Origin of the sequence: Micromonospora sp. NPDC049089 (assembly GCF_040648775.1) — a bacterium.
Taxonomy (GTDB): Bacteria; Actinomycetota; Actinomycetes; order Mycobacteriales; family Micromonosporaceae; genus Micromonospora.
Window position 1 is genome coordinate 1 of sequence record NZ_JBEZEH010000119.1, and the last position, 22,368, is coordinate 22,368.

At 71.2% G+C, this 22,368-nt stretch carries 22 protein-coding genes; 12 read left to right on the top strand and 10 right to left on the bottom strand.

Annotated features, from left to right (window positions below):
• The coding region (locus AB0B48_RS20365) for a helicase-associated domain-containing protein (protein ID WP_357203763.1) at positions 1-1,736 on the top strand (1,736 nt) is incomplete at its 5' end.
• Positions 1,737-1,766: 30 nt separating this feature from the next.
• On the opposite strand, the gene AB0B48_RS20370 is transcribed toward AB0B48_RS20365, so the two are convergent.
• Positions 1,767-2,003 (bottom strand): hypothetical protein, encoded by a 237-nt coding sequence (locus tag AB0B48_RS20370; RefSeq protein ID WP_357203765.1) that lies wholly within the window; start codon positions 2,001-2,003, stop codon positions 1,767-1,769.
• 97 nt (positions 2,004-2,100) lie between these two features.
• Positions 2,101-2,979, bottom strand: a complete 879-nt coding sequence (locus AB0B48_RS20375; RefSeq protein ID WP_357203766.1) for a L,D-transpeptidase family protein — start codon at positions 2,977-2,979, stop codon at positions 2,101-2,103.
• Positions 2,980-3,151: 172 nt separating this feature from the next.
• Here AB0B48_RS20375 and AB0B48_RS20380 point away from each other — a divergent pair, with 172 nt between their 5' ends.
• The gene (locus AB0B48_RS20380; RefSeq protein ID WP_112699948.1) at positions 3,152-4,831 is read left to right on the top strand and encodes a DNA repair helicase XPB; all 1,680 of its coding nucleotides are present in this window, start codon (positions 3,152-3,154) and stop codon (positions 4,829-4,831) included.
• A gap of 372 nt (positions 4,832-5,203) precedes the next feature.
• Here the strand turns inward: AB0B48_RS20380 and AB0B48_RS20385 are convergent, their stop codons facing one another.
• A complete protein-coding gene (locus AB0B48_RS20385) occupies positions 5,204-5,776 on the bottom strand; it encodes a TetR/AcrR family transcriptional regulator (protein WP_357203769.1) in 573 nt (190 codons plus the stop codon).
• Positions 5,777-5,865: 89 nt separating this feature from the next.
• On the opposite strand from AB0B48_RS20385, the gene AB0B48_RS20390 reads away from it, so the two are divergent.
• Entirely contained in the window at positions 5,866-6,237 is a 372-nt protein-coding gene (locus tag AB0B48_RS20390) for a DUF4267 domain-containing protein (protein ID WP_357203771.1), read from the top strand.
• 12 nt (positions 6,238-6,249) lie between these two features.
• Here the strand turns inward: AB0B48_RS20390 and AB0B48_RS20395 are convergent, their stop codons facing one another.
• Positions 6,250-6,972, bottom strand: a complete 723-nt coding sequence (locus AB0B48_RS20395) for a hypothetical protein (protein WP_357203773.1) — start codon at positions 6,970-6,972, stop codon at positions 6,250-6,252.
• Positions 6,973-7,104: 132 nt separating this feature from the next.
• Complete coding sequence (locus AB0B48_RS20400; protein WP_357203775.1) at positions 7,105-7,857, bottom strand: TIGR03089 family protein; 753 nt, start codon at positions 7,855-7,857, stop codon at positions 7,105-7,107.
• Between the two features lie 145 nt (positions 7,858-8,002).
• On the opposite strand from AB0B48_RS20400, the gene AB0B48_RS20405 reads away from it, so the two are divergent.
• Positions 8,003-9,148, top strand: coding sequence for a hypothetical protein (locus AB0B48_RS20405; protein ID WP_357203777.1), 1,146 nt, complete (start codon positions 8,003-8,005; stop codon positions 9,146-9,148).
• On the opposite strand, the gene ligD (AB0B48_RS20410) is transcribed toward AB0B48_RS20405, so the two are convergent.
• On the bottom strand, positions 9,057-9,971 hold the full coding sequence (gene ligD, locus AB0B48_RS20410; RefSeq protein WP_357203779.1) for a non-homologous end-joining DNA ligase: 915 nt from the start codon (positions 9,969-9,971) through the stop codon (positions 9,057-9,059). The two genes, AB0B48_RS20405 and ligD (AB0B48_RS20410), sit on opposite strands and share 92 nt — an antisense overlap.
• Entirely contained in the window at positions 9,961-10,902 is a 942-nt protein-coding gene (gene ligD, locus AB0B48_RS20415; protein ID WP_357203781.1) for a non-homologous end-joining DNA ligase, read from the bottom strand. The genes ligD (AB0B48_RS20410) and ligD (AB0B48_RS20415) overlap by 11 nt, the downstream gene beginning before the upstream one ends.
• Positions 10,903-10,988: 86 nt before the next feature.
• Between ligD (AB0B48_RS20415) and AB0B48_RS20420 the strand changes: the two genes are divergently transcribed.
• The 6 genes from AB0B48_RS20420 (at position 10,989) to AB0B48_RS20445 (ending at position 16,289) form a co-directional block, all read left to right on the top strand.
• The gene (locus AB0B48_RS20420) at positions 10,989-12,017 is read left to right on the top strand and encodes a Ku protein (protein ID WP_357203783.1); all 1,029 of its coding nucleotides are present in this window, start codon (positions 10,989-10,991) and stop codon (positions 12,015-12,017) included.
• Between the two features lie 73 nt (positions 12,018-12,090).
• Positions 12,091-12,729, top strand: a complete 639-nt coding sequence (locus AB0B48_RS20425; RefSeq protein ID WP_357203785.1) for a DUF4241 domain-containing protein — start codon at positions 12,091-12,093, stop codon at positions 12,727-12,729.
• Positions 12,730-12,875: 146 nt separating this feature from the next.
• Entirely contained in the window at positions 12,876-13,547 is a 672-nt protein-coding gene (locus AB0B48_RS20430; protein WP_357203787.1) for an FKBP-type peptidyl-prolyl cis-trans isomerase, read from the top strand.
• A 189-nt stretch (positions 13,548-13,736) separates the two neighbouring features.
• Positions 13,737-14,564: a hypothetical protein gene (locus AB0B48_RS20435; protein ID WP_357203801.1), complete on the top strand. Its 828-nt coding sequence runs from the start codon at positions 13,737-13,739 to the stop codon at positions 14,562-14,564.
• A gap of 32 nt (positions 14,565-14,596) precedes the next feature.
• Positions 14,597-15,250, top strand: coding sequence for an HAD family phosphatase (locus tag AB0B48_RS20440; RefSeq protein ID WP_357203789.1), 654 nt, complete (start codon positions 14,597-14,599; stop codon positions 15,248-15,250).
• A gap of 28 nt (positions 15,251-15,278) precedes the next feature.
• Positions 15,279-16,289: an NADPH:quinone reductase gene (locus AB0B48_RS20445; RefSeq protein ID WP_357203791.1), complete on the top strand. Its 1,011-nt coding sequence runs from the start codon at positions 15,279-15,281 to the stop codon at positions 16,287-16,289.
• 183 nt (positions 16,290-16,472) lie between these two features.
• Here AB0B48_RS20445 and AB0B48_RS20450 read toward each other — a convergent pair whose 3' ends face one another.
• The gene (locus AB0B48_RS20450; RefSeq protein ID WP_357203803.1) at positions 16,473-18,107 is read right to left on the bottom strand and encodes a fatty acid--CoA ligase; all 1,635 of its coding nucleotides are present in this window, start codon (positions 18,105-18,107) and stop codon (positions 16,473-16,475) included.
• 72 nt (positions 18,108-18,179) lie between these two features.
• On the opposite strand from AB0B48_RS20450, the gene AB0B48_RS20455 reads away from it, so the two are divergent.
• Complete coding sequence (locus tag AB0B48_RS20455) at positions 18,180-18,671, top strand: NUDIX domain-containing protein (RefSeq protein WP_357203793.1); 492 nt, start codon at positions 18,180-18,182, stop codon at positions 18,669-18,671.
• Positions 18,672-18,683: 12 nt separating this feature from the next.
• On the opposite strand, the gene AB0B48_RS20460 is transcribed toward AB0B48_RS20455, so the two are convergent.
• Positions 18,684-19,718: an aldo/keto reductase gene (locus AB0B48_RS20460; RefSeq protein ID WP_357203795.1), complete on the bottom strand. Its 1,035-nt coding sequence runs from the start codon at positions 19,716-19,718 to the stop codon at positions 18,684-18,686.
• A gap of 124 nt (positions 19,719-19,842) precedes the next feature.
• On the opposite strand from AB0B48_RS20460, the gene AB0B48_RS20465 reads away from it, so the two are divergent.
• A complete protein-coding gene (locus AB0B48_RS20465; RefSeq protein WP_357203797.1) occupies positions 19,843-20,475 on the top strand; it encodes a TetR/AcrR family transcriptional regulator in 633 nt (210 codons plus the stop codon).
• Positions 20,476-20,520: 45 nt separating this feature from the next.
• Here the strand turns inward: AB0B48_RS20465 and AB0B48_RS20470 are convergent, their stop codons facing one another.
• Complete coding sequence (locus AB0B48_RS20470) at positions 20,521-22,197, bottom strand: MDR family MFS transporter (RefSeq protein ID WP_357203799.1); 1,677 nt, start codon at positions 22,195-22,197, stop codon at positions 20,521-20,523.
• Between the last annotated feature and the right edge of the window lie 171 nt (positions 22,198-22,368).

The window sequence follows — 22,368 nt, forward strand, 5'->3', positions numbered from 1 at the left end:
GCGGCCCCCTCGGGCCGCTGCGCACCAGCCCGCCGCCGGTGGCCGCCGCGCCGCGCGAGCCGAAGGCGGTCGACTCGGCCGGAGCCGGGCAGTCCATGGAGGTGGTCCGGCATACCGAAGGGCTGCTGGAGCAGCTCGCCGACGAGCCCGCGCCGGTGCTGCGTTCGGGTGGCATCGGTGTACGGGACCTGCGCCGGTTGGCGCGTACCGCCGGGCTGGACGAACCGACCACCGCGCTGCTGCTGGAGGTGGCGTACGCGGCGGGGCTCCTCGGTGAGCTGGAGATGCCCGGTGCGACCACCGGCCGCTACGGGGCGGATCAGCAGGTGCTGCCGACCGGCGGGTACGAGGTGTGGCGGGCCGCCTCGCTGGCCCAACGGTGGGAGCAGCTCGCCCGCGCGTGGCTGACCATGACCCGGCAGGTGGGGCTGGTGGGCCGCCGTGACGACCGGGACCGGCCGATCACCGCGCTCTCCGCCGAGGCCGAGCGGGCCAGCGTGCCGGCCACCCGACGGGCGGTGCTCGGCGTACTCGCCGATCTGGAGCCGGCGACGGCACCCACCCCGGAGGAGGTGCAGGAGCTGCTGGACTGGCGGTCTCCCCGTCGCAGCCGGGGCCGGGACGCCGCACACCGGGAGGTGCTGGCCGAGGCCGCACAGCTGGGCGTGACGGGGCTGGGGGCGCTCACCTCGTACGGTCGGCTGCTGCTGGGGGACCTGACGTCGACCGACGAGCGGGGTGACGACCCGCTGGGCGTGCACGCCGACGTCGAGAGCGGCGACCCGTCCAGTACCGCGCGGGCGCTGGACGCCCTGCTCCCCGCACCAGTCGACCACTTCCTGGTGCAGGCCGACCTGACAGTGGTGGTGCCCGGCCCACCCGAGCCGGCACTCGCCGTCGAGTTGGAGGCGATGACCGAGCTGGAGTCGGCCGGCGGGGCCAGCGTGCACCGCGTCACCACGGCGAGCGTGCGGCGGGCCCTGGATTCCGGCTACACGGCCGACGACCTGCACGACGTGTTCCGGCGTCGGTCACGTACCCCGGTGCCTCAAGGGCTCACCTACCTGATCGACGACGTGGCCCGTAAGCACGGTGGGCTGCGGGTCGGCCTGGCCGGGGCGTACCTGCGCAGCGACGACGAGACGCTGATCAGCGAGGTGTTGGCCGACCGGCGGCTGGAGTCGTTGGCGCTGCGCCGGCTCGCGCCGACGGTGCTGTGTACGCAGTACCAGGTTGGTCGGCTGCTGGGTGCGCTGCGCGACGCGGGGTACGCCCCGGTGCAGGAGGACGGCACCGGCAGCACTGTGCTGGCCCGGCCGCGAATCCGGCGGGCCCCGCCCCGGGTGTCGGTGACCACCCGGACGATCGATCCGCTGGCCGCACCGAAGCTGCCCATGCCCCGGCTGCTCGGTGTGGTGGAGCACATCCGGCGCGGCGACGCGGCGGCGCGGGCCGCCCGACGGGCGCCTGCCGAGGTGCGCGGCGGTGCACCCGGGCTGGGCGGCGGCCCGGTGCCGGCGCACACCCACAGCGAGGCACTGGCGGTGCTCCAGCAGGCGGTCCGGGACAAGGCGCTGGTCTGGGTGGGCTACGTCGACGCGCACGGGGCGACGGCGTCACGCCTGCTCAAGCCGGTCTCGATCGGTGCCGGCTACCTGCGGGCCGAGGACGAACGGACCGAGATGCTGCACACGTTCGCGCTGCACCGGATCACCGCGGCGGTGGTGGCGGACTGACCGACGGTGCCACCGCGCGGACGCCGTCGGTCAGCGGCGACTGCGGCGTACGGTGCCGACCACCGAGATGATCAACAGCAGCGCGAAGCCGGCACCGGCGGACTCGCCGATGGAGTCGACGAAGCCCTGCTGGAGCACCAGCCAGCCGAAGAGGAACCACCCGAGCAGGAGTGTCGCCGCGACGGCGTACGCGATCACCGTCGCTCGGGACACCTCGTCGGGTGGTGCGTGTTCGTGCTCCGCGATCACGTCACGGTCGACCGTCATGCCCAGCCTCCCCGCCCGGTCCGGCCCTGGACTCCAAGGGTGACACTCGTTGGTCCGGTCGGACAGGGGGTTATCCCCGCGATTCGCTCCGTGTCACTCAGGTGCCGGGGCGTCGGCCGATCAGCACCACCCGGGTGCCGACCTTGCCGAGCTCCCACATCCGGACGGCGTCGGCGTGCAGCAGGTTGACGCAGCCGTGCGAGCCGATCGACTTGTCGTGCAGGTAGGTGGTGGTTTCGTGGAAGCCCATCCCCTGGGTGAAGTGCTGCCAGTACGGCAGCCACACCTCGTACGGGTTGGACCACTCCTTGGGGTTGCGGTAGTTGACGGCGTACGTGCCGGCCGGGGTGCGGTAGCCGGACATGCCGGTGCGGGTCACCGTTGGCGCCATGATCACCTTGCCGCCGCGGAGCGCCCAGACGGTCTGCCGGGTGAGGTCCACGCAGAACGTGGTGCCGGTGCCGGCCTTGCAGCGCGTCGTGTCGGTGGTGGCGAGGCGCTGGGCCACGTCGAGGGTGGTTGGTCCGGCGCGACCCTCGACGGGGCGAATGCCGTACCTCTTCTGGAACTTCTTGATCGCCGCGCAGTCGGCGGCGGACTGCCGGCCGTCCACTGTCACCGCCCCGAACCCGCCCAACCGGGCCAGGTGAGTCTCCACCGCCCGCTGGTGCTGCCCCTGGGGGCAGCCGGCGACTGTCGGCGTACCGGTGCCGGGGGTCGTGGTGGGTGCCGGGCGGGTCGGCTTCGGCGTGGGTTTCCGGGAGGGTTTCGTTGTGGGCGCGGCCGGGGTGGGCCGGCCGTGCTGGTCGGGCCCGGACGTGTCGCCCGCCCCCGTTGCCTGTTCCGCCGCACCGGCTTGGGCGGCTCCCCCGCCACCACTCCCGCCGGACTGCGGATCGAACGCGCACGCTCCCGCGCCGACCAGCACGACCACCACGAGGGCAACCAGCCGGGAGGCGATCCGGACATGCTCCATGGGCCCTCCCCAGACAGTTGTCCCTTTACTAGACGTTCGTGAGTGCCATCACGGTTGCGTCCGGTGAGCATCTTTCTTTTGCCGTCCCGCATCGTGCAACACTGGATGGTCGGCCAGCAGCGGGTATGCGCCCCGTTCCGGCCGGTCGGCCAACCGAGGAGAGGACGCTGGCGTGAGCGGTGGACCACTGATCGTGCAGTCGGACAAGACCCTGCTGCTGGAGATCGACCACCCCGACGCGCAGGCCTGCCGGATGGCGATCGCGCCGTTCGCGGAGCTGGAACGCTCGCCGGAGCACGTGCACACCTACCGGCTGACCCCGCTGGGTCTGTGGAACGCCCGCGCGGCGGGGCACGACGCCGAGGGAGTGGTGGATTCGCTGCTGAAGTACTCCCGCTACCCGGTGCCGCACGCGCTGCTGGTGGACGTGGCCGAGACGATGGACCGGTACGGCCGGCTCCAGCTCGCCAACGACCCGGCGTACGGGCTGGTGCTGCGCGCACTGGACCGGCTGGTGCTGATCGAGGTGGCCAAGAGCAAGAAGCTCGCCGGGATGCTCGGCGACAAGATCGACGACGACACCATCAGGGTGCACCCGTCCGAGCGTGGCCGGCTCAAGCAGGCGCTGCTCAAGCTGGGCTGGCCGGCGGAGGACCTGGCCGGTTACGTCGACGGTGAGGCGCACCCGATCGAGCTGGCCGAGGCCGGCAAGGACGGCCGCAAGCCGTGGACGCTGCGCTCGTACCAGCGGGAGGCCGTGGAGGCGTTCTGGGCCGGCGGGTCGGGGGTGGTGGTGCTGCCCTGCGGTGCCGGCAAGACCCTGGTCGGCGCGGCGGCGATGGCCGAGGCGAAGGCGACCACCCTGATCCTGGTCACCAACACGGTCGCCGGTCGGCAGTGGAAGCGGGAGCTGATCGCCCGCACCTCGCTGACCGAGGAGGAGATCGGCGAGTACTCGGGCGAGCGCAAGGAGATCCGTCCGGTCACCATCGCCACGTACCAGGTGCTCACCTCGCGGCGCGGCGGCGCATTCACCCACCTGGACCTCTTCGGGGCCCGCGACTGGGGCCTGGTCGTCTACGACGAGGTGCACCTGCTGCCCGCGCCGATCTTCCGGTTCACGGCGGACCTCCAGGCCCGCCGCCGGCTGGGCCTCACCGCGACTCTGGTACGCGAGGACGGCCGCGAGGGCGACGTGTTCAGCCTGATCGGACCGAAGCGGTACGACGCGCCGTGGAAGGACATCGAATCGCAGGGCTGGATCGCCCCGGCCGAGTGCACCGAGGTCCGGGTGACCCTCACCGACGCGGAGCGGATGTCGTACGCGACGGCGGAGGCCGAGGAGCGCTACCGGATGGCGGCGACCGCCCGCACCAAGCTGCCGGTGGTCAAGGCGCTGGTCGACCGGCACCCGGACGACCAGGTGCTGGTGATCGGCGCGTACATCGACCAGTTGCACCAGCTCGGCGAGTACCTCGACGCGCCGATCATCCAGGGCTCGACCACGAACAAGGAGCGGGAGCGGCTGTTCGACGCGTTCCGCACCGGGGAGATCCGCACGTTGGTCATCTCGAAGGTCGGCAACTTCTCGATCGACCTGCCCGAGGCGGCGGTGGCGATCCAGGTGTCCGGGACGTTCGGTTCACGCCAGGAGGAGGCGCAGCGGCTCGGTCGGGTGCTGCGGCCGAAGGCCGACGGCCGGCAGGCGCACTTCTACACCGTGGTGTCCCGGGACACGATCGACACCGAGTACGCGGCACACCGGCAGCGCTTCCTCGCCGAGCAGGGGTACGCGTACACGATCGTCGACGCCGACGACGTCCTCGGCCCAAAGCTGCCCACTGTCGACTGACCTCGCGCGACCTTGATCGACTCGGTTTCCAGGAAGTCGCGGTGTTCGGGGCGCTGTGATGCCCCGCTTTCCTGGAACCCGAGTCGGTCGCCCGCGTGGGGTCGCCAGCAGCACGCGGTAACTGTCGTCCGCGCCACCCTGCCCGTGCGCTGGTCCGTCACTCCAGATCTTGGACACTTTCCGTCACGTCTGAACGGAAACTGTCCAAGATCTCGACGACCTCGCGCTCCGGCGTGTTCCAGGCAGTCAACGAGCGTCAGCGCTTGGGGGTTTTCTGTGATCGGCCGCTGCCTGGCGGCGCGCGGTGCGCTCTGCCGACCGACCACCTCGCGCCGTGCGCGCCCCGACCGCGTCAGCCTTGACCGGCATCGCTCAACGGGAGAAGCGGTCCACCAGGACCGCGAGCCGGCGCTCGTGGTCGGCGCGGCGGAGCCGGCCGCTGCGCATCAGTGTGACCAGGCCGTGCAGGCCGGCCCAGAAGGTTTCGGTGACCGTCTCCAGGTCGTCGTCCACCGCGACCGGGCGCACTGTCTCGGACAGTTCGGCGAAGCCCCGGGCCAGGTCGGTTGGCACGTCCTGGCTGGCGAACGGCAGGTCCACGGCGAGGGTGAACATCGCGTCGTAGATCGCGGGCCGCTGCTGGGCGAACGCGACGTACGCGGCTGCCACGTCGGCGACCGCCTGCCGGGGGTCGGGGGCGGAGGCCCGGGCCGAGACCAGTGCGGTTGCCAGCTCGGCGAAGCCCTCGACGGCGACCGCCGCCATGATGGCGTCCTTGCCCTTGAAGTGGCTGTAGAGGACGGGCTGGCTGTACTCGATCTCGGCGGCGAGCCGTCGGGTGGTCACCGCGTCCCAGCCTTCGGCCAACGCCAGGTCCCGCGCCGCGGTGATGATCGCCTGCTCCCGTTCAGCCCGCTCACGCTCCCGGCGCGCCTGTGTCGACATGACAGCAACCCTAGCACTGCTAGCAATCCTGTCTTCGCTCTGCTAGCGTCGCTCTCACATCTAGCAGCGCTAGGAATTGGAGCAGACTCATGCTGGCACCCCTCGCCTACGGGCTCGCCGTCGTCCTCAGCCTCTTCGTCGCCTTCATCGGCGCGCGGTTCCTGCTGGTGCCGCAGGCCGCCGCCGCCGGGTACGGCGTGCCGGCCCGACCGGACGGCGACCCCGCCTACCTGACGGTCAAGGGGCTGAAGGACCTCACGTTCGGGCTGCTCGGCCTCGCCCTGATCGCCTTCACGACCGCCGACGCGGTCGCGTGGTTCATGCTGATCGTCGCGCTCGTCCCGCTGGGTGACACCCTCATCGTGCTGCGCAACGGCGGAACGAAGGCTGTGGCATTCGGCATCCACTTCGCCACCGCCCTCGTCGTCCTCCTGAACGCCGCCCTGCTGTTCGCCCTGTAAGCGCCGGACGCGCTACGACGTGGGGGGTGGGCAGCGATCGGGGAGGGTGACCTCGCCGGGGCGGTGGTCGAACGTGTCCATTGTGAACCATTCGTCCAGCTCCGGGTCGAAGAGGTTCTGCAACCCGAACTGCAACACCTGCCACCACCGGCTCGGGTCGTGCTGGTCGACGTAGATGTCGCCGAGCGCGATCGGGAACCGGAAGAACTCCCCTGGCACCGCGGAGCCGCCGACGACCCCGACCCGCCAGTGGTCGACATGTCGGTCCTTCTCACCCTGAAGGATCTCCGGCCCCACGTAACGAGCGGTCTTCAGCTTGTCGTTGAAGATCTGCCGGTTGAAGAAACCCGGGACCTTGCTGCACGCGCGGGGCGGGAAGAGCGGGATGTTCGGCCACTTGTAGGTGAGCGTGTAGAGCGTGTTCTCGTAGATCAGGTTCGTGAACCAGATCGGATGGTCCGGGCCGCCGGCGATCATCTGGCTGTTGCCGTCGCGGCCCTGCCAGGAGAACGGCACGTCGATGCCGAGGTCCCGCACGACGTACCGGCCGGTGCCCTGGAAGTCGGCGGGGAGCAGCGGCGGGCGCGGCTCGCGCGGGTCGGGGGCCGTGGGCCCGTCGGCCTGGGCCGCACGGGGCATCGGCGCCGCCGCCGGCCCGGGCGCGACCACCCCGAGGGCGAAGAGTCCACCGGCCACCGCCGCGACCACAACCCGAGGTGTACGCCTCGAAGCCATCAGCCCTCCGCCGGTGTGCACAGTGGCCGCGCCCGGACCATCGCGCGTGCCTTCGGCGAAGCGTATGAGCAGGAAAGATGTGAGAGCTGACGGAAGGCGGCGGCTCCACCGGTCGGGTGACTCGAGACGGCCTCAGAGGACGCGGGTGATGCGTTCCGCGGCGACGATCGAGTCCCGCCGCGCCGGGTCGAGGTTGGCGCTGATCACCACTGACGCGCCGGCCGAGAGCGGCGCGAGCAACCACTTCAGCGGCTGCTCGGTTTCGGCGGCGTCGACCAGCAGGCGGTCGCCGGCGCGCAGGTCCAGCATCGTGGCGAACTCCTGGGCGAGCGCACCCCACTGACCGTATGTGGTGCCGTCGGCGGTGGCCGGGTCCGACGGGTGGATGGCTGTGTGGTCGGGCGCGCCCTCGCCGTGCCGGAGCACCTCGGCGGACCAGTCCAACCAGCCCAACGGCACGTCGTCCAGCCGCCCCGGACCGGTGCCGACGAGGTAGCGGTGCGGCGCGTCCGGCACGTCCTCAAGCCAGTCGTCCTGCCGCTCCGGCGTCACGAACACCGCATCGAACGGCCGGTCGCCGCCCGGTTCGAGGACCGCCAGGCCCGCGGTGGCGCGCGGTCGGAACGACACCGCCAGGCCCGAGGCCCAAGCCCCCAACAACACAGCGGCGGTACGCCAGTGCGGCGGCAGCAGGACCGCTACGCGGCTGCCGGGGCCAAGGCCGCAACCGTCCCGCAGCAGGCCGGCGCTCCGGGCAGCCCACTGGCCGACCTGCTGCGCGGTCAGGTCGACGCGCTCGCCGGTCGCCTCGTCGCGGTAGCTGAGCAGCGGGCGCTCGGCCTCGACGGGCCGGGCCGCCAGGTCGGCCGTGTCGGTTGGCTGCATCTCCACGCTCCCCGGGTCGACGTCGGCATCACAGTACTCAACGACTTTGGTAGCGCCGGTCGTCGGCCGATGGCCGTATCGGGTGGCCGGGTGGTCCGGGCACCGTGCAGGTGACCCCCGAAGAGAATGCCGCCGAGGAGCGCCCATGCCGACCGGTTCCGACCCCGTCACCGGCGACCGCCCCGCCACCGACCGCCCCGCCGCCGACCGTCTCGTATCCGCCGACCGTCTGCCTCTTCGCCGGCGGCTCCTGCCGGTGATCGCGTTGCTGCTGCTCGCCCCGTGGGCGGCCGAGTGCTCGTGGGGTGGCTTCGCCATCGACGACTTCCTCCCGGTGCTGATCTTCCTCGGCCCGATGTACGGCGGTGCGGCGATCCTCATCCGGGAGACCGCCCGGCACCTCGGCGCGGGCTGGCCGACGATCGTGCTGCTCGCCGCCGCGTTCGGCGTACTCCAGGCCGGGCTGGTCGACCAGTCGTTGTTCAACCCCGACTTCCTGGACGACACGCAGTACGCCGACACCCGCGCCGCCGCCGAGGCGTCGCTGGTGCCGGGGCTCGAATTCAGCCTCCGGCAGGCGTTCGACTACGTCGGCAACCACATCGTGCTGACGATCTGCGCGCCGATCGTGCTGATCGAGTCGTTCCTCGGTGCGGACCGCCGGCTGCGGCCGTGGCTGGGCCGCCCCGGCCTCCTCGTCGTCGGTCTGACCTACCTGCTCGGCAGTCTGTTCATCTTCTCGGACATCAACGGGGACAAGGGCTTCCTGGCCAGCCCGCTCCAACTGTCCTTCGCCGCCGTGGTGGTCGTCGCCCTGATCGCGGTCGCCCTGCTGCCCCGCTGGCGTCACCCCCGCCCGCGTCGGGCCCGTCGGGTGCCGCACCCGCTCTGGGTGGGTCTGCTGGTCGTCCTCGTCCGGTTCGGCGGCGACCTGACGCCCGGCTGGGCGGGAGTGACTGTGGCACTGACGCTGGCAGCCGCCGCCGGGGCCCTGATCGCCTACTGGTCGTCGGGCAGCGGCTGGGGGCAAAGGCACGTGCTCGCGGCCGGGTCGGCGGGCCTGGTCATCGCCGCAGCATTCGCGTACCTGGTGCCGCCCTACTCCCCGGCGAGCCCGGCAGCGGCCCTGGCCGGCGACGTCGCGGTCACAGTCCTCACGCTCGCCCTGGTCGGCGGCGCCTGGTGGCGGCTGCGCCGCGTCAGTGGGTGGGCAGTTCCGGGCCGCCGTCGAGCAGGGGGCCGAGCAGGTCGTCGTACTCCTCGACGCGGGCCAGCACCTCGGCGGCGGTGAACTGGCGGACGGCCGGCTTCCGGCCGCGAGCGCCGGCCTCCACCTCGTCCCAGGTCAGCGGCGTCGACACCGACGGCACCGACTGGGCCCGCAGCGAGTACGGCGCCACTGTGGTCTTCGCCGCGTTGTTCTGGCTCCAGTCGATGAAGACCTTGCCCGGTCGAAGGTTCTTCGCCATCTTCGACACGATCAGCTTCGGGTGGGCCTTCTCCAACTCCTGCGCGATCCGCCGGGCGTAGTCGGAGACGAGGTCGGACGACTGGGTGCCGGCGATCGGGCAGCAGAGCTGCATGCCCTTCTTGCCGGACGTCTTCGGGTACGACTCGATGCCGTCGTCGGCGAGGCGGTCGCGCATCAGCACCGCCACCGGGCAACACTCGGCGAGCCCGGCCGGCGGGCCCGGGTCCAGGTCGACGACCATCATGTCCGGGTGCTCGCCCACCTTCCACTGCGGTGTGTGCAGCTCCAACGCGGCCAGGTTGGCCAGCCAGACCAGGGTGGGAAGGTCGTCGGCGACCACGTAGTCGATGGTTTCCCGGCCCTTCGTCGACCCGGGCGCCGGCAGGTTCTCCACCCGCACCCAGTCCGGGGTCGCGGCCGGCGTGTTCTTCTCGAAGAACGACTTGTCGTCCACCCCGTTGGGGAAGCGGATCCGGGTGACCGGTCTGTCCCGCAGGTGCGGCAGCAGCACCGGCGAGATCCGGGTGTAGTAGTCGATCACCTCGCCCTTGGTGAACCCGGCCGCCGGGTAGAGCACCTTGTCCAGGTTGGACAGCTCCAGCGCACGGCCCTCGACGTCCACCCGTAGCCGATCAGCCGGCATCGTCGACCTCCTCCGGAGGCTTGTCCGGGCGCAACCGCAGCACCCGGGGGAAGCGCAGCCGGCCGTCGGGGGTGCGCTGGCCGTACTTCACCTCCACCACCACCCGGGGTTCTACCCAGATGGCGCCCCGCGCATCCTCGCGCGGCACCCCCGGCGCGAACGGTGACACGCCGGAGCGCAGTGGCTCCAGCTCGGCGAGGAGCTGCCGTTCGATGGCCGCGCCGATCCCGCCGCCGACCCGGCCCCGGTAGATCAGTCGGCCATCCGAGCCGGGCACCCCGACCAGCAGCCCGCCGATCCGGCGCGCGCCCGGTCGCCAACCGCCGATGACGAAGTCGCCGGTCACCTCCAGCTTGACCTTCACCCAGTCCGGCGAGCGCACCCCCGGGCGGTAGACGGCCCCGGAGCGCTTGGCCATCACACCCTCCAGGCCGTGCTCCCCGGCCGCCTCGTAGGTCGCCGGCCCGTCCGTGAACATCGGCGGCACCGCCCACCGGAGGCCACCGAGCGCCAGCGCGTCCAACGCCTCCCGGCGGCGCTCGTACGGCCAGCCGGTCAGGTCGTCGCCGTTCAGCCGGAGCAGGTCGAAGATCATGTACGTCACCGGCATGACCGCTGCCAACCGGGCCGCCTTGGCCCGGTCCCGGACGTGCATCCGCTCGGCCAGCGCGGTGAACGACGGCTGCCCACCCTGGCCGAGCAGCACCACCTCACCGTCGAGCAGCGCGTCGTCGACCTGCTCGGGCAGGGTTGCCAACTCCGGGTACGCGGCGGTGATCTCCACGCCGGAGCGGGCATACAGGTGTTGCCCGCCGCCAGAGATGTCGGCCAGGGCGCGGACGCCGTCCCACTTGAACTCGTACGCCCAGCCGTCACCGGCCGGGAGCGGCCCGGTCATCGCGAGCATCGGCTTGAGCGGCGCTCCGGGCACGACCCGAATTGTAGTAGCGGGCCGAACACCTCGCGTCCGGTTCCTTCGGATGCGAGCATGGTCGATACCGGGGAAGGGAGCGCAGGATGCGTGCCATCTGGAAGGGAGCCGTGTCGTTCGGGCTCGTCTCGATCGGGGTGAAGCTCTACTCCGCGACCGAGGAGAAGGACATTCGGTTCCACCAGGTGCACCGCGAGGACGGCGGCCGGATCCGCTACAAGCGCACCTGCTCGGTCTGCGGCGAAGAGGTCACCTACGACGACATCGCCAAGGGCTACGACATCGGCGGCGGCGAAATGGTGATCCTCACCGACGAGGACTTCGCCGACCTGCCGCTGACCAGCTCCCGTGCCATCGACGTGCTGGAGTTCGTGCCGGCCGAGCAGGTCGACCCGATCCTCTACAACAAGGCGTACTTCCTTGAGCCGGAGGGCGCCGCTACCAAGCCGTACGTGCTGCTGCGCGACGCGCTCATCGACTCGGAGCGGGTGGCCATCGTCAAGGTGGCGCTGCGCCAGCGGGAGCAGTTGGCCACGCTGCGGGTCCGCGAGGGTGTGCTGCTGCTCAACACCATGCTCTGGCCGGACGAGATCCGTACCCCGGACTTCGGTTTCCTCGACGAGGACCTCAAGGTGCGCCCCCCGGAGCTGGCCATGGCCAGCTCGCTGATCGACTCGATGACCGGCGAGTTCGAGCCGGACGTCTTCACCGACGACTACCGGGCCGCGTTGCAGGAGGTCATCGACGCCAAGGTGGAGGGTCGGGAGGTCGTCCAGCCGGAGGAGGTCGAGGAGGCCCCGGCCGCGGCGGTGGACCTGATGGCGGCGTTGAAGGCCTCGGTGGAGCGCGCCAAGGCGGCTCGCGGCGAGCAGCCCGCCGGCGGGGGTGGTGGCGGGGGTGAGCCGACGCCCATCTCGTCGGCCCGGTCGGCGCAGAAGGCAGCCGAGAAGAAGGCGGCCAAGGCACCCGCGAAGAAGACCGCGGCGAAGAAGACGGCCGAGAAGAAGGCGGCGGAGCCGGCGAAGAAGACCGCCACCAAGAAGACCGCCGCGAAGAAGGCGGAGCCGGCGAAGAAGACCGCCGCACGCAAGACCGCACCCCGCAAGAGCGCCTGACCGTACGGCAGCGGCGGCGGTGTCCGCCTCGCCGGGTACGCTCCGCCGGCCGCTGGCGACCGGAGGAGCCCCCATGCCGTACACCCCTGATCTGGACCGGTTACTGACGCCCGGCGCCCGCTTCACCGACCAGCACGGCGGATACCTGATCGAGGTGCACCCGGTGGGCGACATCGTGTTGCCGACCGGCCGTGTGGTCGGGTGTGACCCGCTGGTCTGCCCGGAGGCGGAGCCGTTCACCGTGACGGTGCCGCCGGGGCGGCATCCCGCGCGCGCCTGGGTGGCTGTGGTGCTCCGGGAGGACGCCGAGGTGGACCGGCGGGTCGCAGCGCTGGAGCTGGTCGTCTCAGCCGAGCCGACGATCCGCTGGGAGCCGGCCGTCGCGGGTGACCAGGACGTCGCCACGCTCGGAGGGGACGACTACTTCGGCTACGGGGTGGATGCCGGCGTCGGCACCTTCGCCGACCCGACCGCTCTCGCCGTCCTGGAGGGCTGGGACGAGGAACTGGTCGAGGAGGTCTTCATCCCGGCCGAGCTGCCCTCGTCCCCGGTTCCGGGGCTGATCACCGCCGTGTTGGACGAGGCCAGCGGTGCCAACGTCGTCACAGTGGCCACCGGTTGGGGCGACGGCTGCTACGGCACCTGGATCGGCCGTGCCGCCGACGGGCGGGTCACCTCGTTCGTGACGGACTTCATGGTCGTCCCGGAATAACCGCCCGGGAAAGACCCGGAACTGTCGCGCTGGGCGATCTGAGGCGTCCGCGGCGGGCACGGTGGGCCGCTGTGCGGGTACCGTGTGCGTCGGCTTTCCCCCCGGCACCGGGTGCCGGCCACACTTCGCAGCAGGGAGTCGACGACGTGAGCGAGCGGACGCAGCAGACGGGCCCGGACCAGAGCCCGGCAACCAAGTCGGGGCGCCGCCTGGCCGCCCAGTTGGCGGAGAAGAAGGCCGCCGACCGGAGGCGGAAGATCAACGCCGGGCTCAGTAGCCTCGCCGCCCTCGCCGTGGCCGCGACGCTGATCGGCGTCTTCGTGGCGATCGGCGGGGGCGACGACAAGCCCAAGACCCAGGCCGACGCGACCCCGTCCGCCTCCGCCCCGGCCCCCGACGAGGCTGGCGCACCCCCCGCTCCGCAGCTGCCCGAGGGCTCCGACCCGGCGCTGGGCACCAAGCCGACGGTGACGCCGGGCACGGGTGACCTGAAGAAGCTCGTGGTCACCCCGCTGATCAAGGGCAAGGGCCCGGCCGTGCAGAAGGGCCAGAACATCACCACCAACTACGTGGGGGTGTTCTTCAAGGACGGCAAGGAGTTCGACTCCTCGTGGAAGGCCGGGCAGCCGGCCACCTTCCCGATCGGCGTCGGCCAGGTCATTCCGGGCTGGGACCAGGGCCTGGTCGGTGTGACAGTGGGCAGCCGGGTGCAGCTCGACATCCCGGGCGAGCTGGCGTACGGCAACGACGAGGCCAACGCCGGTGGACGTCCGACCGGTCCGCTGCGCTTCGTGGTGGACGTGCTCGCCGCCCAGTGACCTATCCGGATCGTCCCGGTTGTCGCCGGGACGGGATGGAGTTGTTCACATGGGGCTTCCGGCCCGTCACCCAGCGGCAGTAGGTTCGGCGTCACCCCGGGCGGTTCGCCGCCCGGGGTGAGCATCCGGAACCGCGACGCGGAGGTGCATGTGACTGCGCTGGACGAGCCTGGGCGGACCGCCCGGTCGATGTGGGCGTACTTCGAGCCGGTCCACGCTGTCACCTACCTTCACCCCCGGGCGCGGGCCGCGTACGAAGCGGTCGGGTTGCGCGGCTACTGGCGCGGTTACTTCGCCGGCCGGGCCGCGCCGCTGGGAGCCGCCGAGGCGGCCCCGGTGATCGCCGCCTTCTTCAACTTCGCGCCGCCGATGGTGACCCGGGCACTGCCTGCGGTGTGGCGGTTGGCCACTCCCCAGGAGGCGCTGCGTGCCCGCCTGACCGGTGCGGTGCAGGCGCTCGCCGAGCTGACCTACGAGCTTCCCGAGTCGCACCTCGTGGAGGCCGCCGACCTGTTGGAACGGGCCGCATCGGCGGCGCAGACCGCCGGCCGGGTGCTCGGCGCGGCGAACGCGGCCCTCCCGGCCGGTGAGTACCCGTTGGCGCGGCTCTGGCAGGCCGCGACCACGCTGCGGGAGCACCGGGGGGACGGGCACGTGGCGGCGCTGGTGGCCGCCGGCCTGGACCCGGTGGAGACGCTGACCGTGCGGGTCGCGCTGGACGGTTCGCCACCGCAGTACCTGCTGGGCCGGGGCTGGTCCGAGGAGCAGTGGCAGGCCGCCCGCGAGCGGCTCACCGAGCGGGGTTGGCTGACCGGTGACGGCGCGGCCACCGACCACGCCCGGGCCGAGTTCCAGGCCATCGAGGACGCCACCGACCTGGCCGCCGCGCACCCGTGGCAGACGCTCGGCGCCGACGACACGGACCGGCTGCGGGAGCTGCTGGAGCCGATCGCCCGGTCCGCCCACACTCTGCTCCCCGAGGGCAGCCCGCTCGGTCTGCCCGCGTTGCCCGGCTGACCGGGCACCCACCGGTCGGGCAGGATGGGCCCGTGACTGATGCTGTGGTCTTCGACCTGGACGGCGTGATCGTGGATTCCGAGCCGGTGTGGGAGGAGGTCCGGCGGGCGTACGTGGCGGCGCACGGCGGGACGTGGCAGCCCGACACGCAACGCCGACTGATGGGGATGAGCACCGGCGAGTGGGCGCACTACCTCAGCGGAGAGCTGGGCGTCGACCGCACCGCCGAGCAGGTCGCCGTCGAGGTGGTCGAGGAGATGGCCCGACGCTACCGGGACCACGTACCCCTGATCGACGGCGCCGACCAGGTCGTTCGCGGGCTGGCCGCGCGGTGGCCGCTCGGGTTGGCCAGTTCGTCGCCGACCCGGCTGATCGAGGCGGCGCTGGCGGCGACCGGCCTGACCGACGCGTTCGGCGCGACCCTCTCCACCGAGCAGACCGAGCGGGGCAAGCCCGCACCGGACGTGTACCTGAGCGTGGCGCAGCGCCTCGGCGTCGACCCGACCCGGTGTGTGGCGGTGGAGGACTCGTCCAACGGGGTGCGTTCCGCCGCGGCGGCGGGGATGCGGGTGGTGGCGGTGCCGCACGGCTCGTACCCCCTCGATCCGGACGCCGCCGGGCTGGCCGTGGTGACGCTGAACGCGATCGGTGAGCTGACCCCGGAGCTGGTGGACGAGCTGGGTTGACCCGGTTCGAGCCGGGTAGAGACCACGGATGAAGGCCATCGTGTACGAGCGCAACGGCGACCCTTCGGTGCTCGACCTGGTCGACCGCCCGGTGCCCGAGCCGGGGGCGGGCGAGGTTCTGGTGCGGATGGCGGTCTCCGGGGTGAACCCGACCGACTGGAAGTCCCGCCGCAACAGCCCGCCGAACGGGTGGCAGATCCCCGGGCAGGACGGCGCGGGGTTGGTCGAGGCGGTCGGCGACGGGGTCGACCCCGACCTGATCGGTGAGCGGGTGTGGGTCTGGGAGGCCGCCTGGCAGCGACAGTGGGGCACGACGGCGGAGTACACCCTGGTGCCGGTCCGGCAGGCGGTACGCCTCGGTGCCGCTCCGTTCGAGCTGGGCGCGGCCCTCGGCATTCCGTTCCTCACCGCGCACCGCTGTCTGACGGCTGGCGAGTTCATGCCGGACACGCTGCGGGCGGGCGCGCTGGCGGATCACACGGTGCTGGTGCAGGGCGGCGCGGGCGCGGTCGGCAACGCCGCGATCCAGCTCGCCCGTTGGGCCGACGCCACTGTGATCGCCACTGTGAGCAGCGCGGAGAAGGCCCAGCTCGCAGCCTCGGCCGGCGCATCCTTCGTGATCAACTATCGGGAGCAGGACGTGGTCGAGGAGGTCCACAAGATCGCTCCCGACGGGGTCCACACGATCGTGGAGGTCGCCCCCGCCCGCAACGCCTCGGTCGACGCACGGGTGCTGCGGCACGGCGGCGCGGTCTGCATGTACGCCGACAACGGCGGGGACGAGGTCAGCATCCCGATCCGGGCGATGATGGCGCCGAACGCCCGCTGGCAGTTCGTCCTGGTCTACACCGAGCCGAAGGCGGCCAAGGCGCAGGGCGTGAAGGACGTGGCGGCGGCGGCCAGCCAGGGTGGCATCCGGGTCGGCGCGGACGCCGGCCTGCCGTTGCACTACTACCCGCTGGCGGAGGCCGCCGCGGCGCACCAGGCGGTGGAGGACTCGACGGTGGGCAAGGTGCTCATCACCACCAGCGACGCCTGATCGGGTCGCCGACCACCCGATTTCCCCGTCAGCAGGACAGAAGCGAACAAGTTTCGCAACAATGACGGTGCGGGTTACCCCGCGTGGAGCGGGCGGCCCCGGCGCGGTGCGAACGCCGGGGCCGCCCCTGGGGAGGGTTCAGGAGTACTCCCGCCCCAACAGGCGACACTGCCGGGGAAAACGTTACGGGGCTGTCAGCTCCCGGACAGTCAGCTCGCCCTCGGCGTACCGCGAACGGACGACCTTCTTGTCGAACTTGCCCACGCTGGTCTTCGGCACCGTGTCGATGAACGCCCAGCGCTCGGGCAACTGCCAGCGTGCCACCGACCCGGCCAGGAAGTCCCGCAACTCCTCGGCGGTCACCGAAGCGCCCTCCCGGACCACGACGGTGGCCAGCGGACGTTCGTCCCATCGCTCGTCCGGGACCCCCACCACGCACGCCTCCAGCACCGCCGGGTGGGCCATCAGCGCGTTCTCCAACTCCACCGACGAGATCCACTCGCCGCCGGACTTGATCACGTCCTTGGCGCGGTCGGTCAGGTTGATGTACCCGTCCGGCGAGAGGGTGCCCACGTCGCCGGTCCGCAGCCAGCCGTCGCGGAACTTCTCCTCGTCCGGGGCGTCGTCACCGACGTACCGGGCGGTCACCCACGGCCCCCGGACCTCCAGCTCACCCACGGCCGTGCCGTCGGCGGGCATCGGGTCGCCCGCCGGGCCGACGATCCGCGCCTGCACGCCCGCCGGCACCCGCCCCTGGGTGTAGCGGTAGCGCCAGGCATCGTCACCTGTCGCACCGGCGGGCGGACGCGAGACCGACCCCAGCGGGGACATCTCGGTCATCCCCCAGGCGTGGATGACGTCGATACCGTGCCGCTCGTCGAACGCGTGCATCAGCGCCGGCGGGCACGCCGAACCGCCGACGATCACCTCACCGAGCGAGGAGGTGTCCACGTCGTGGGTGTCCAGGTAGGCCAGCAGGTCGGTCCAGATGGTCGGCACCGCACCGGCCAGCGTGGGCTTCTCGGCGGCGATCATCTCGGCGATCGGCGCGGCCTGGAGGAACCGGTCCGGCATGATCAGCGACGCGCCGGAGAGGAAGGCCGCGTAGGGCAGGCCCCACGACATGGCGTGGAACATCGGCACGATGGCCAACTCGCGGTCGGTCGGCCCGAGGCCGAAACCCTCCGGCATGCAGACCTGCAACGAGTGCAGATAGATCGACCGGTGCGAGTAGGCGACGCCCTTCGGGTTGCCGGTGGTGCCCGAGGTGTAGCAGAGCGCGGCGGCGTCGCGCTCGTCCACCTCCGGCCAGTCGTACGTGTCGGGTCGGTCGGCGAGCAACGCGTCCCAGTGGTGCACCGTGATCCGGTCGCCGGCCGCGGCCACCAGCGGCGCCGGGTCGCCACCGCCGACCACCACGACGTGCCGCACGGTGGTCAGCTCACCGATCACCCGGGCCAGCAGCGGGATGAGCGTGCTGTCGACGAGGACCACCCGGTCCTCGGCGTGGTTGGCGATGTAGACGACCTGGTCGGGGAAGAGCCGGATGTTGAGCGTGTGCAGCACCGCACCCATGCTCGGCACCGCGAAGTAGGCGACCAGGTGCTCGTTGTTGTTCCACATGAAGGTCGCGACCCGCTCGTCGCCGGTAACCCCACACTCGTCGCGTAGCCCGTGTGCCAGCCGGGCGGCGGCCCGGCCCACCTCGGCGTACGTCATCCGGCGGGGCTCGGCACCCGTCCAGGTGACCACCTCGGCCGAGCCGTGCACCAGTGCACCGTGGTCGAGGATCCGGGAGATCTGCAGAGGGGCGTCCATCATCGTGCTACGCATGGGTAACAAGCTAGTGTCGCCGGTCACACGTTGGGAACCCCCGGTAAGTTGTCGCAGGTGAGCATCTCCTGGGCCGACTCGTACGTGGGGCAGTTGCGCGCGATCGCCGGCGATCGGACGCTGATGTTCGTCGGCGCTCGTGCCGTGGTCAACGACGACGCCGGACGCGTTCTGCTGATCAAACGCTCGGACAACGGCCAGTGGGCCATGCCGGCCGGCGCGATGGAGTTGGGCGAGTCGATAGCCGACTGCGCGGTACGCGAGGTCCGTGAGGAGACCGGCCTGCGCGCGCTGCGGGTCTGCGCGTTCGCCCTCTACACCGGCCCGGACCGGACGAGCACCAACATGTACGGGCACACGTACCAGGTGTTCACGACCGCGTTCAAGGTCGAGGAGTGGGACGGGCAGTTGGCCCGGGTCACCGACGAGACCACCGACGCGGGCTTCTTCGCCCGCGACCGGTTTCCCACCCCACTCTCCACCTCGGTCATCGAAACCCTTGCCGACCTGGACGTCTTCGAGAAGACGAACCGGCTCATCCTCAAGTAGGGCCGGGCCGCGTTACTGCGGGTAGCGCATCCCGGCGAAGAAACCCTCCTGGATCCAGTTCGGGTACGCGACCGGCAGCTTGGTGGCCTCGTCCAGCTCGGTGAGGTCCTGCTCGGTCAGCGTGAGATCCGAGGCGGCGATGTTGTCGACCAACTGCTCGTGCTTGCGGGCACCGACGATCACGCTGGTCACGGCCGGTCGGGACAGCAGCCAGGCGACCGCCACCCTGGCCGGGCTCACCTCGTGCCGCTCGGCGACGCCCTTGAGTACGTCGACCACGGCGAAGGCGTGCTCGGGTTCGAACGGGGTGAAGCTGGCGTAACCGGGCTGGGCGCTCCGCGCGCCACTGTCGGCGACGGCACCGTCCCGGCTGACCTTGCCGGAGAGGAAACCGCCGGCGAGCGGGCTCCAGACGGTCAGCCCGACACTTTCGTTGAGCGCCATCGGCACCACGTCGCGCTCCACGTCCCGGCCCAGCAGCGAGTAGTACTCCTGCACCGAGACGAACCCTGCCAGCTTCTCCCGGGCGGAGATGCCCAGCGCCTTCGAGATCTGCCAGGCGGCGAAGTTGGCGGCGCCGATGTAGCGGACCTTGCCCTGCCGGACCGCGTCGTCGAGCGCGCGCAGCATCTCCTCCATGGGAGTGATCTGGTCGAAGTTGTGGATCTGGTACAGGTCGATGTGATCGGTGCCCAGTCGGCGCAGGCTGTCCTCCAGGTTCTGCATGATGTGCAGCCGGGAGGTGCCGACGTCGTTCGGGCCGGGGCCCGTCCGGGAGTGCACCTTCGTCGCCAGTACGACGTCGCGACGCCGCTTGCCGAGGGCCTCGCCGAGCAGTTCCTCGCTCTCGCCGTCGCTGTAGCCGTCGGCGGTGTCGACGAAGTTGACGCCCGCGTCCAGCGCGGTGTCCACCAGCCGCTGCACCTCTGGCAGCGCCAGCCCACCCAGGGTGCCCCAGAGTGGGTGCCCGCTGCCTCCGAAGGTCATCGCGCCGAGCGAGATCTCCGAGACGTACACCCCGGTGGTGCCCAGCAGTCGGTACTTCACGTGTGTCGCTCCTCGTGGTGGGTCGGAGACCGAGATCAGGCACTCCGTGGTCACTATGTCGGACACTGTGTCCGGCAATGAGCGTACGTCGCCCACCCGACCCCGGCCACCTAGGATTCCGGCTATGCCCTCGATCACCCGCCGCCGCCCGCGCAGCCCCGATGGACGCGCGGCCGTCGAAGCGCGGGTGCTCGCGGCCACCGAACGGCTCCTGAAGGAGGGGATCCGCTTCACCGACCTCGGCGTACAGCGGATCGCCGCCGAAGCTGGCGTGGCGCGATCGACCTTCTACACCCACTTCCGGGACAAGACCGAGCTGCTCATGCGCCTCGCCGGCACCATGCGGGAAAGTTCGTTCGACCGCACCGGTGACTGGGACCCGGGCGGCCCCGGCGACCCGCTCGCGCGACTCACCGAGGTCTTCGCCGACGTGATCCGGATATACCGGACGTACGCCCCGGTGCTGGCCGCGGTCAGCGAGGTCGCCGCGTACGACGAGGTGGTCCGGGAGTACTGGGCGGCCGGGCTGGAGCAGTTCGTGACCCGCACCGTCGACCTGCTCCGGATCGAGCAACAGGCCGGGCGTACCCCCGCCGACCTGGACGTGACGACGGCCGGCCGGCTGATCGTGGTCGGCGGCGACCGCTTCCTCGCCGACCACGTCAGCACGACCTCGGCCGACCCCGAGACCGACGCGGCAGCCGCCCGGGAGTTGGCCGCGACCTGGTGGTACGGCGCCTACCGCCGCCCCGCCTGACCACCGACGCCCCGGAGCGGTCCGGGGCGGTCGGTGTCGAGACGCTCAGATCATTGTCTGGGACTTGGCCTCCATGTCGGCGGCAGCCTCCTCCTTCGACTCGCGGGTCAACGGCTTGCCGCCCGGAGCCGGGGCCTCCCCGCCGAGCGGGTCGGCGCCACCGGTGGCACCCTTCGGGCCAGCACCCCGCAGTTGCGTGTTGGGCAGGGTCAGGGTCACCACGACCGCGATGATCGCGATCAGGCCGGCGGTCAGGAAGACCATGTCCAGCGCGTCGACGAAGGCACCCTGGATGGCCGCGCGCACCGGCCCCGGCAGGGCCAGGATGGTGGCCGGATCGTTGATCGAGATGTTGGCGCCGCCACTCGCCGCGACCGCGGCCTGCTCCTGCGGCGGGAGCTGCGCGATCGCGCCGGGCAACCGGTCGGCTAGCCCCCCGGTCAGCCGGGACGAGAGCACAGTGCCGAGGATCGCCACCCCGAACGAACCACCCAGCGACCGGAAGAAGGTCGCCGAGGAGGTGCCGGCACCCAGGTCGCGTACCGAGACCGCGTTCTGCACCGCCAGGATCAGCGACTGCATGCACAGGCCCAGCCCGACGCCGATCACCACCATGTACCCGAACGCCACCCAGAGCGAGGTGGCCACCTCCAACTGGGTGAAGAGGAACATGCCGACCAGGAGGGTCGCCGAACCGGCCACCGGGAACCACTTGTACCGGCCGATCCGGGTCATCGCGCGGCCCGTCAGGATCGAGGTGATGATGATGCCGGCCATCATCGGCAGCATCAGCAGACCGCTCCGGGTCGGCGAGGCGCCCTTGACGATCTGCAGGTACAGCGGAATGAAGATGATCGAACCGAACATCACCAGACCGATGATGAGCAGCGCCGAGTTGGCCAACGCGAAGGTGGCGTTTCGGAACAGCCGCAGCGGCAGGATCGGCTCGGCCACCCGGGCCTCCTGGAGGACGAAGAGCACCCCCAGCACCGCACCGACCACGAACAACGTGATGATCACGCCGGAGCCCCAGGCGTACTCGTTGCCGCCCCAGCTCAGCGCGAGCAGCAGGGCACTCACCCCGGCCACCAGCAGGCCGGCACCGAGCCAGTCGATCGAGTGGTCCCGACGTTCGAACGGGATCAGCCGCATCACGTGGTAGCAGACGACGATCGCCAGGATCGCCAGCGGCACGTTGATGTAGAAGATCCACCTCCAGTCGGTCTCCGCGAAGTAACCGCCCACGAGCGGCCCGGCGACCGAGGAGATCCCGAAGACCGCGCCGAACAGGCCCTGGTACTTACCACGTTCCCGGGGTGACACCACGTCCGAGATGATGGTGAACGCGAGCGTCAGCAGACCACCGGCGCCGAGACCCTGGATACCCCGGGTGACGATCAGCTGGGTCATGTTCTGCGACAGCCCAGCCAGCAACGACCCGACCAGGAACGTGCCGATCGAGAAGAGGAAGACCGGCCGACGCCCGTACAGGTCGGCCATCTTGCCGTAGAGCGGCGTCGACGCGGTCGAGGCGAGCAGGTACGCGGTGACCACCCAGGAGTAGTGGTTGATCCCGCCCAGCTCGCCCACGATGGTCGGCAGCGCGGTACCGACGATGGTCTGGTCGAGTGCGGCCAGCAGCATGCCGGTCATCAGGCCCAACATGAGCAGCCGGATTTGCTGACGGTTCAGCACCGGCGCATCTGAGGCTTCGGTGGTCATGTGGCCTTCTATCCCGCGAGCCGCAGAACATGCGCCAACCCACCAAAAAACCACCGCGCCAACCCACCCCACCCCAACCCCGCCCCCCAACCCCCGCCTCCCGGCGTGGGTGTACATGTTTTGGGTGAGGGGGCCGGCGGGGGGGTAGCTAAACACAGAGTTAACCGGGGA

Bases quoted from the DNA above. Each gene is read 5' to 3' on its own strand.
- AB0B48_RS20370 (WP_357203765.1), bottom strand. From the start codon at position 2,003: ATGACGGTCGACCGTGACGTGATCGCGGAGCACGAACACGCACCACCC.
- AB0B48_RS20375 (WP_357203766.1), bottom strand. From the start codon at position 2,979: ATGGAGCATGTCCGGATCGCCTCCCGGCTGGTTGCCCTCGTGGTGGTC.
- AB0B48_RS20385 (WP_357203769.1), bottom strand. From the start codon at position 5,776: ATGTCGACACAGGCGCGCCGGGAGCGTGAGCGGGCTGAACGGGAGCAG.
- AB0B48_RS20390 (WP_357203771.1), top strand. From the start codon at position 5,866: ATGCTGGCACCCCTCGCCTACGGGCTCGCCGTCGTCCTCAGCCTCTTC.
- AB0B48_RS20395 (WP_357203773.1), bottom strand. From the start codon at position 6,972: ATGGCTTCGAGGCGTACACCTCGGGTTGTGGTCGCGGCGGTGGCCGGT.
- AB0B48_RS20400 (WP_357203775.1), bottom strand. From the start codon at position 7,857: ATGCAGCCAACCGACACGGCCGACCTGGCGGCCCGGCCCGTCGAGGCC.
- AB0B48_RS20405 (WP_357203777.1), top strand. From the start codon at position 8,003: ATGCCGACCGGTTCCGACCCCGTCACCGGCGACCGCCCCGCCACCGAC.
- ligD (WP_357203779.1), bottom strand. From the start codon at position 9,971: ATGCCGGCTGATCGGCTACGGGTGGACGTCGAGGGCCGTGCGCTGGAG.
- AB0B48_RS20420 (WP_357203783.1), top strand. From the start codon at position 10,989: ATGCGTGCCATCTGGAAGGGAGCCGTGTCGTTCGGGCTCGTCTCGATC.
- AB0B48_RS20425 (WP_357203785.1), top strand. From the start codon at position 12,091: ATGCCGTACACCCCTGATCTGGACCGGTTACTGACGCCCGGCGCCCGC.
- AB0B48_RS20435 (WP_357203801.1), top strand. From the start codon at position 13,737: ATGTGGGCGTACTTCGAGCCGGTCCACGCTGTCACCTACCTTCACCCC.
- AB0B48_RS20445 (WP_357203791.1), top strand. From the start codon at position 15,279: ATGAAGGCCATCGTGTACGAGCGCAACGGCGACCCTTCGGTGCTCGAC.
- AB0B48_RS20450 (WP_357203803.1), bottom strand. From the start codon at position 18,107: ATGGACGCCCCTCTGCAGATCTCCCGGATCCTCGACCACGGTGCACTG.
- AB0B48_RS20465 (WP_357203797.1), top strand. From the start codon at position 19,843: ATGCCCTCGATCACCCGCCGCCGCCCGCGCAGCCCCGATGGACGCGCG.
- AB0B48_RS20470 (WP_357203799.1), bottom strand. From the start codon at position 22,197: ATGACCACCGAAGCCTCAGATGCGCCGGTGCTGAACCGTCAGCAAATC.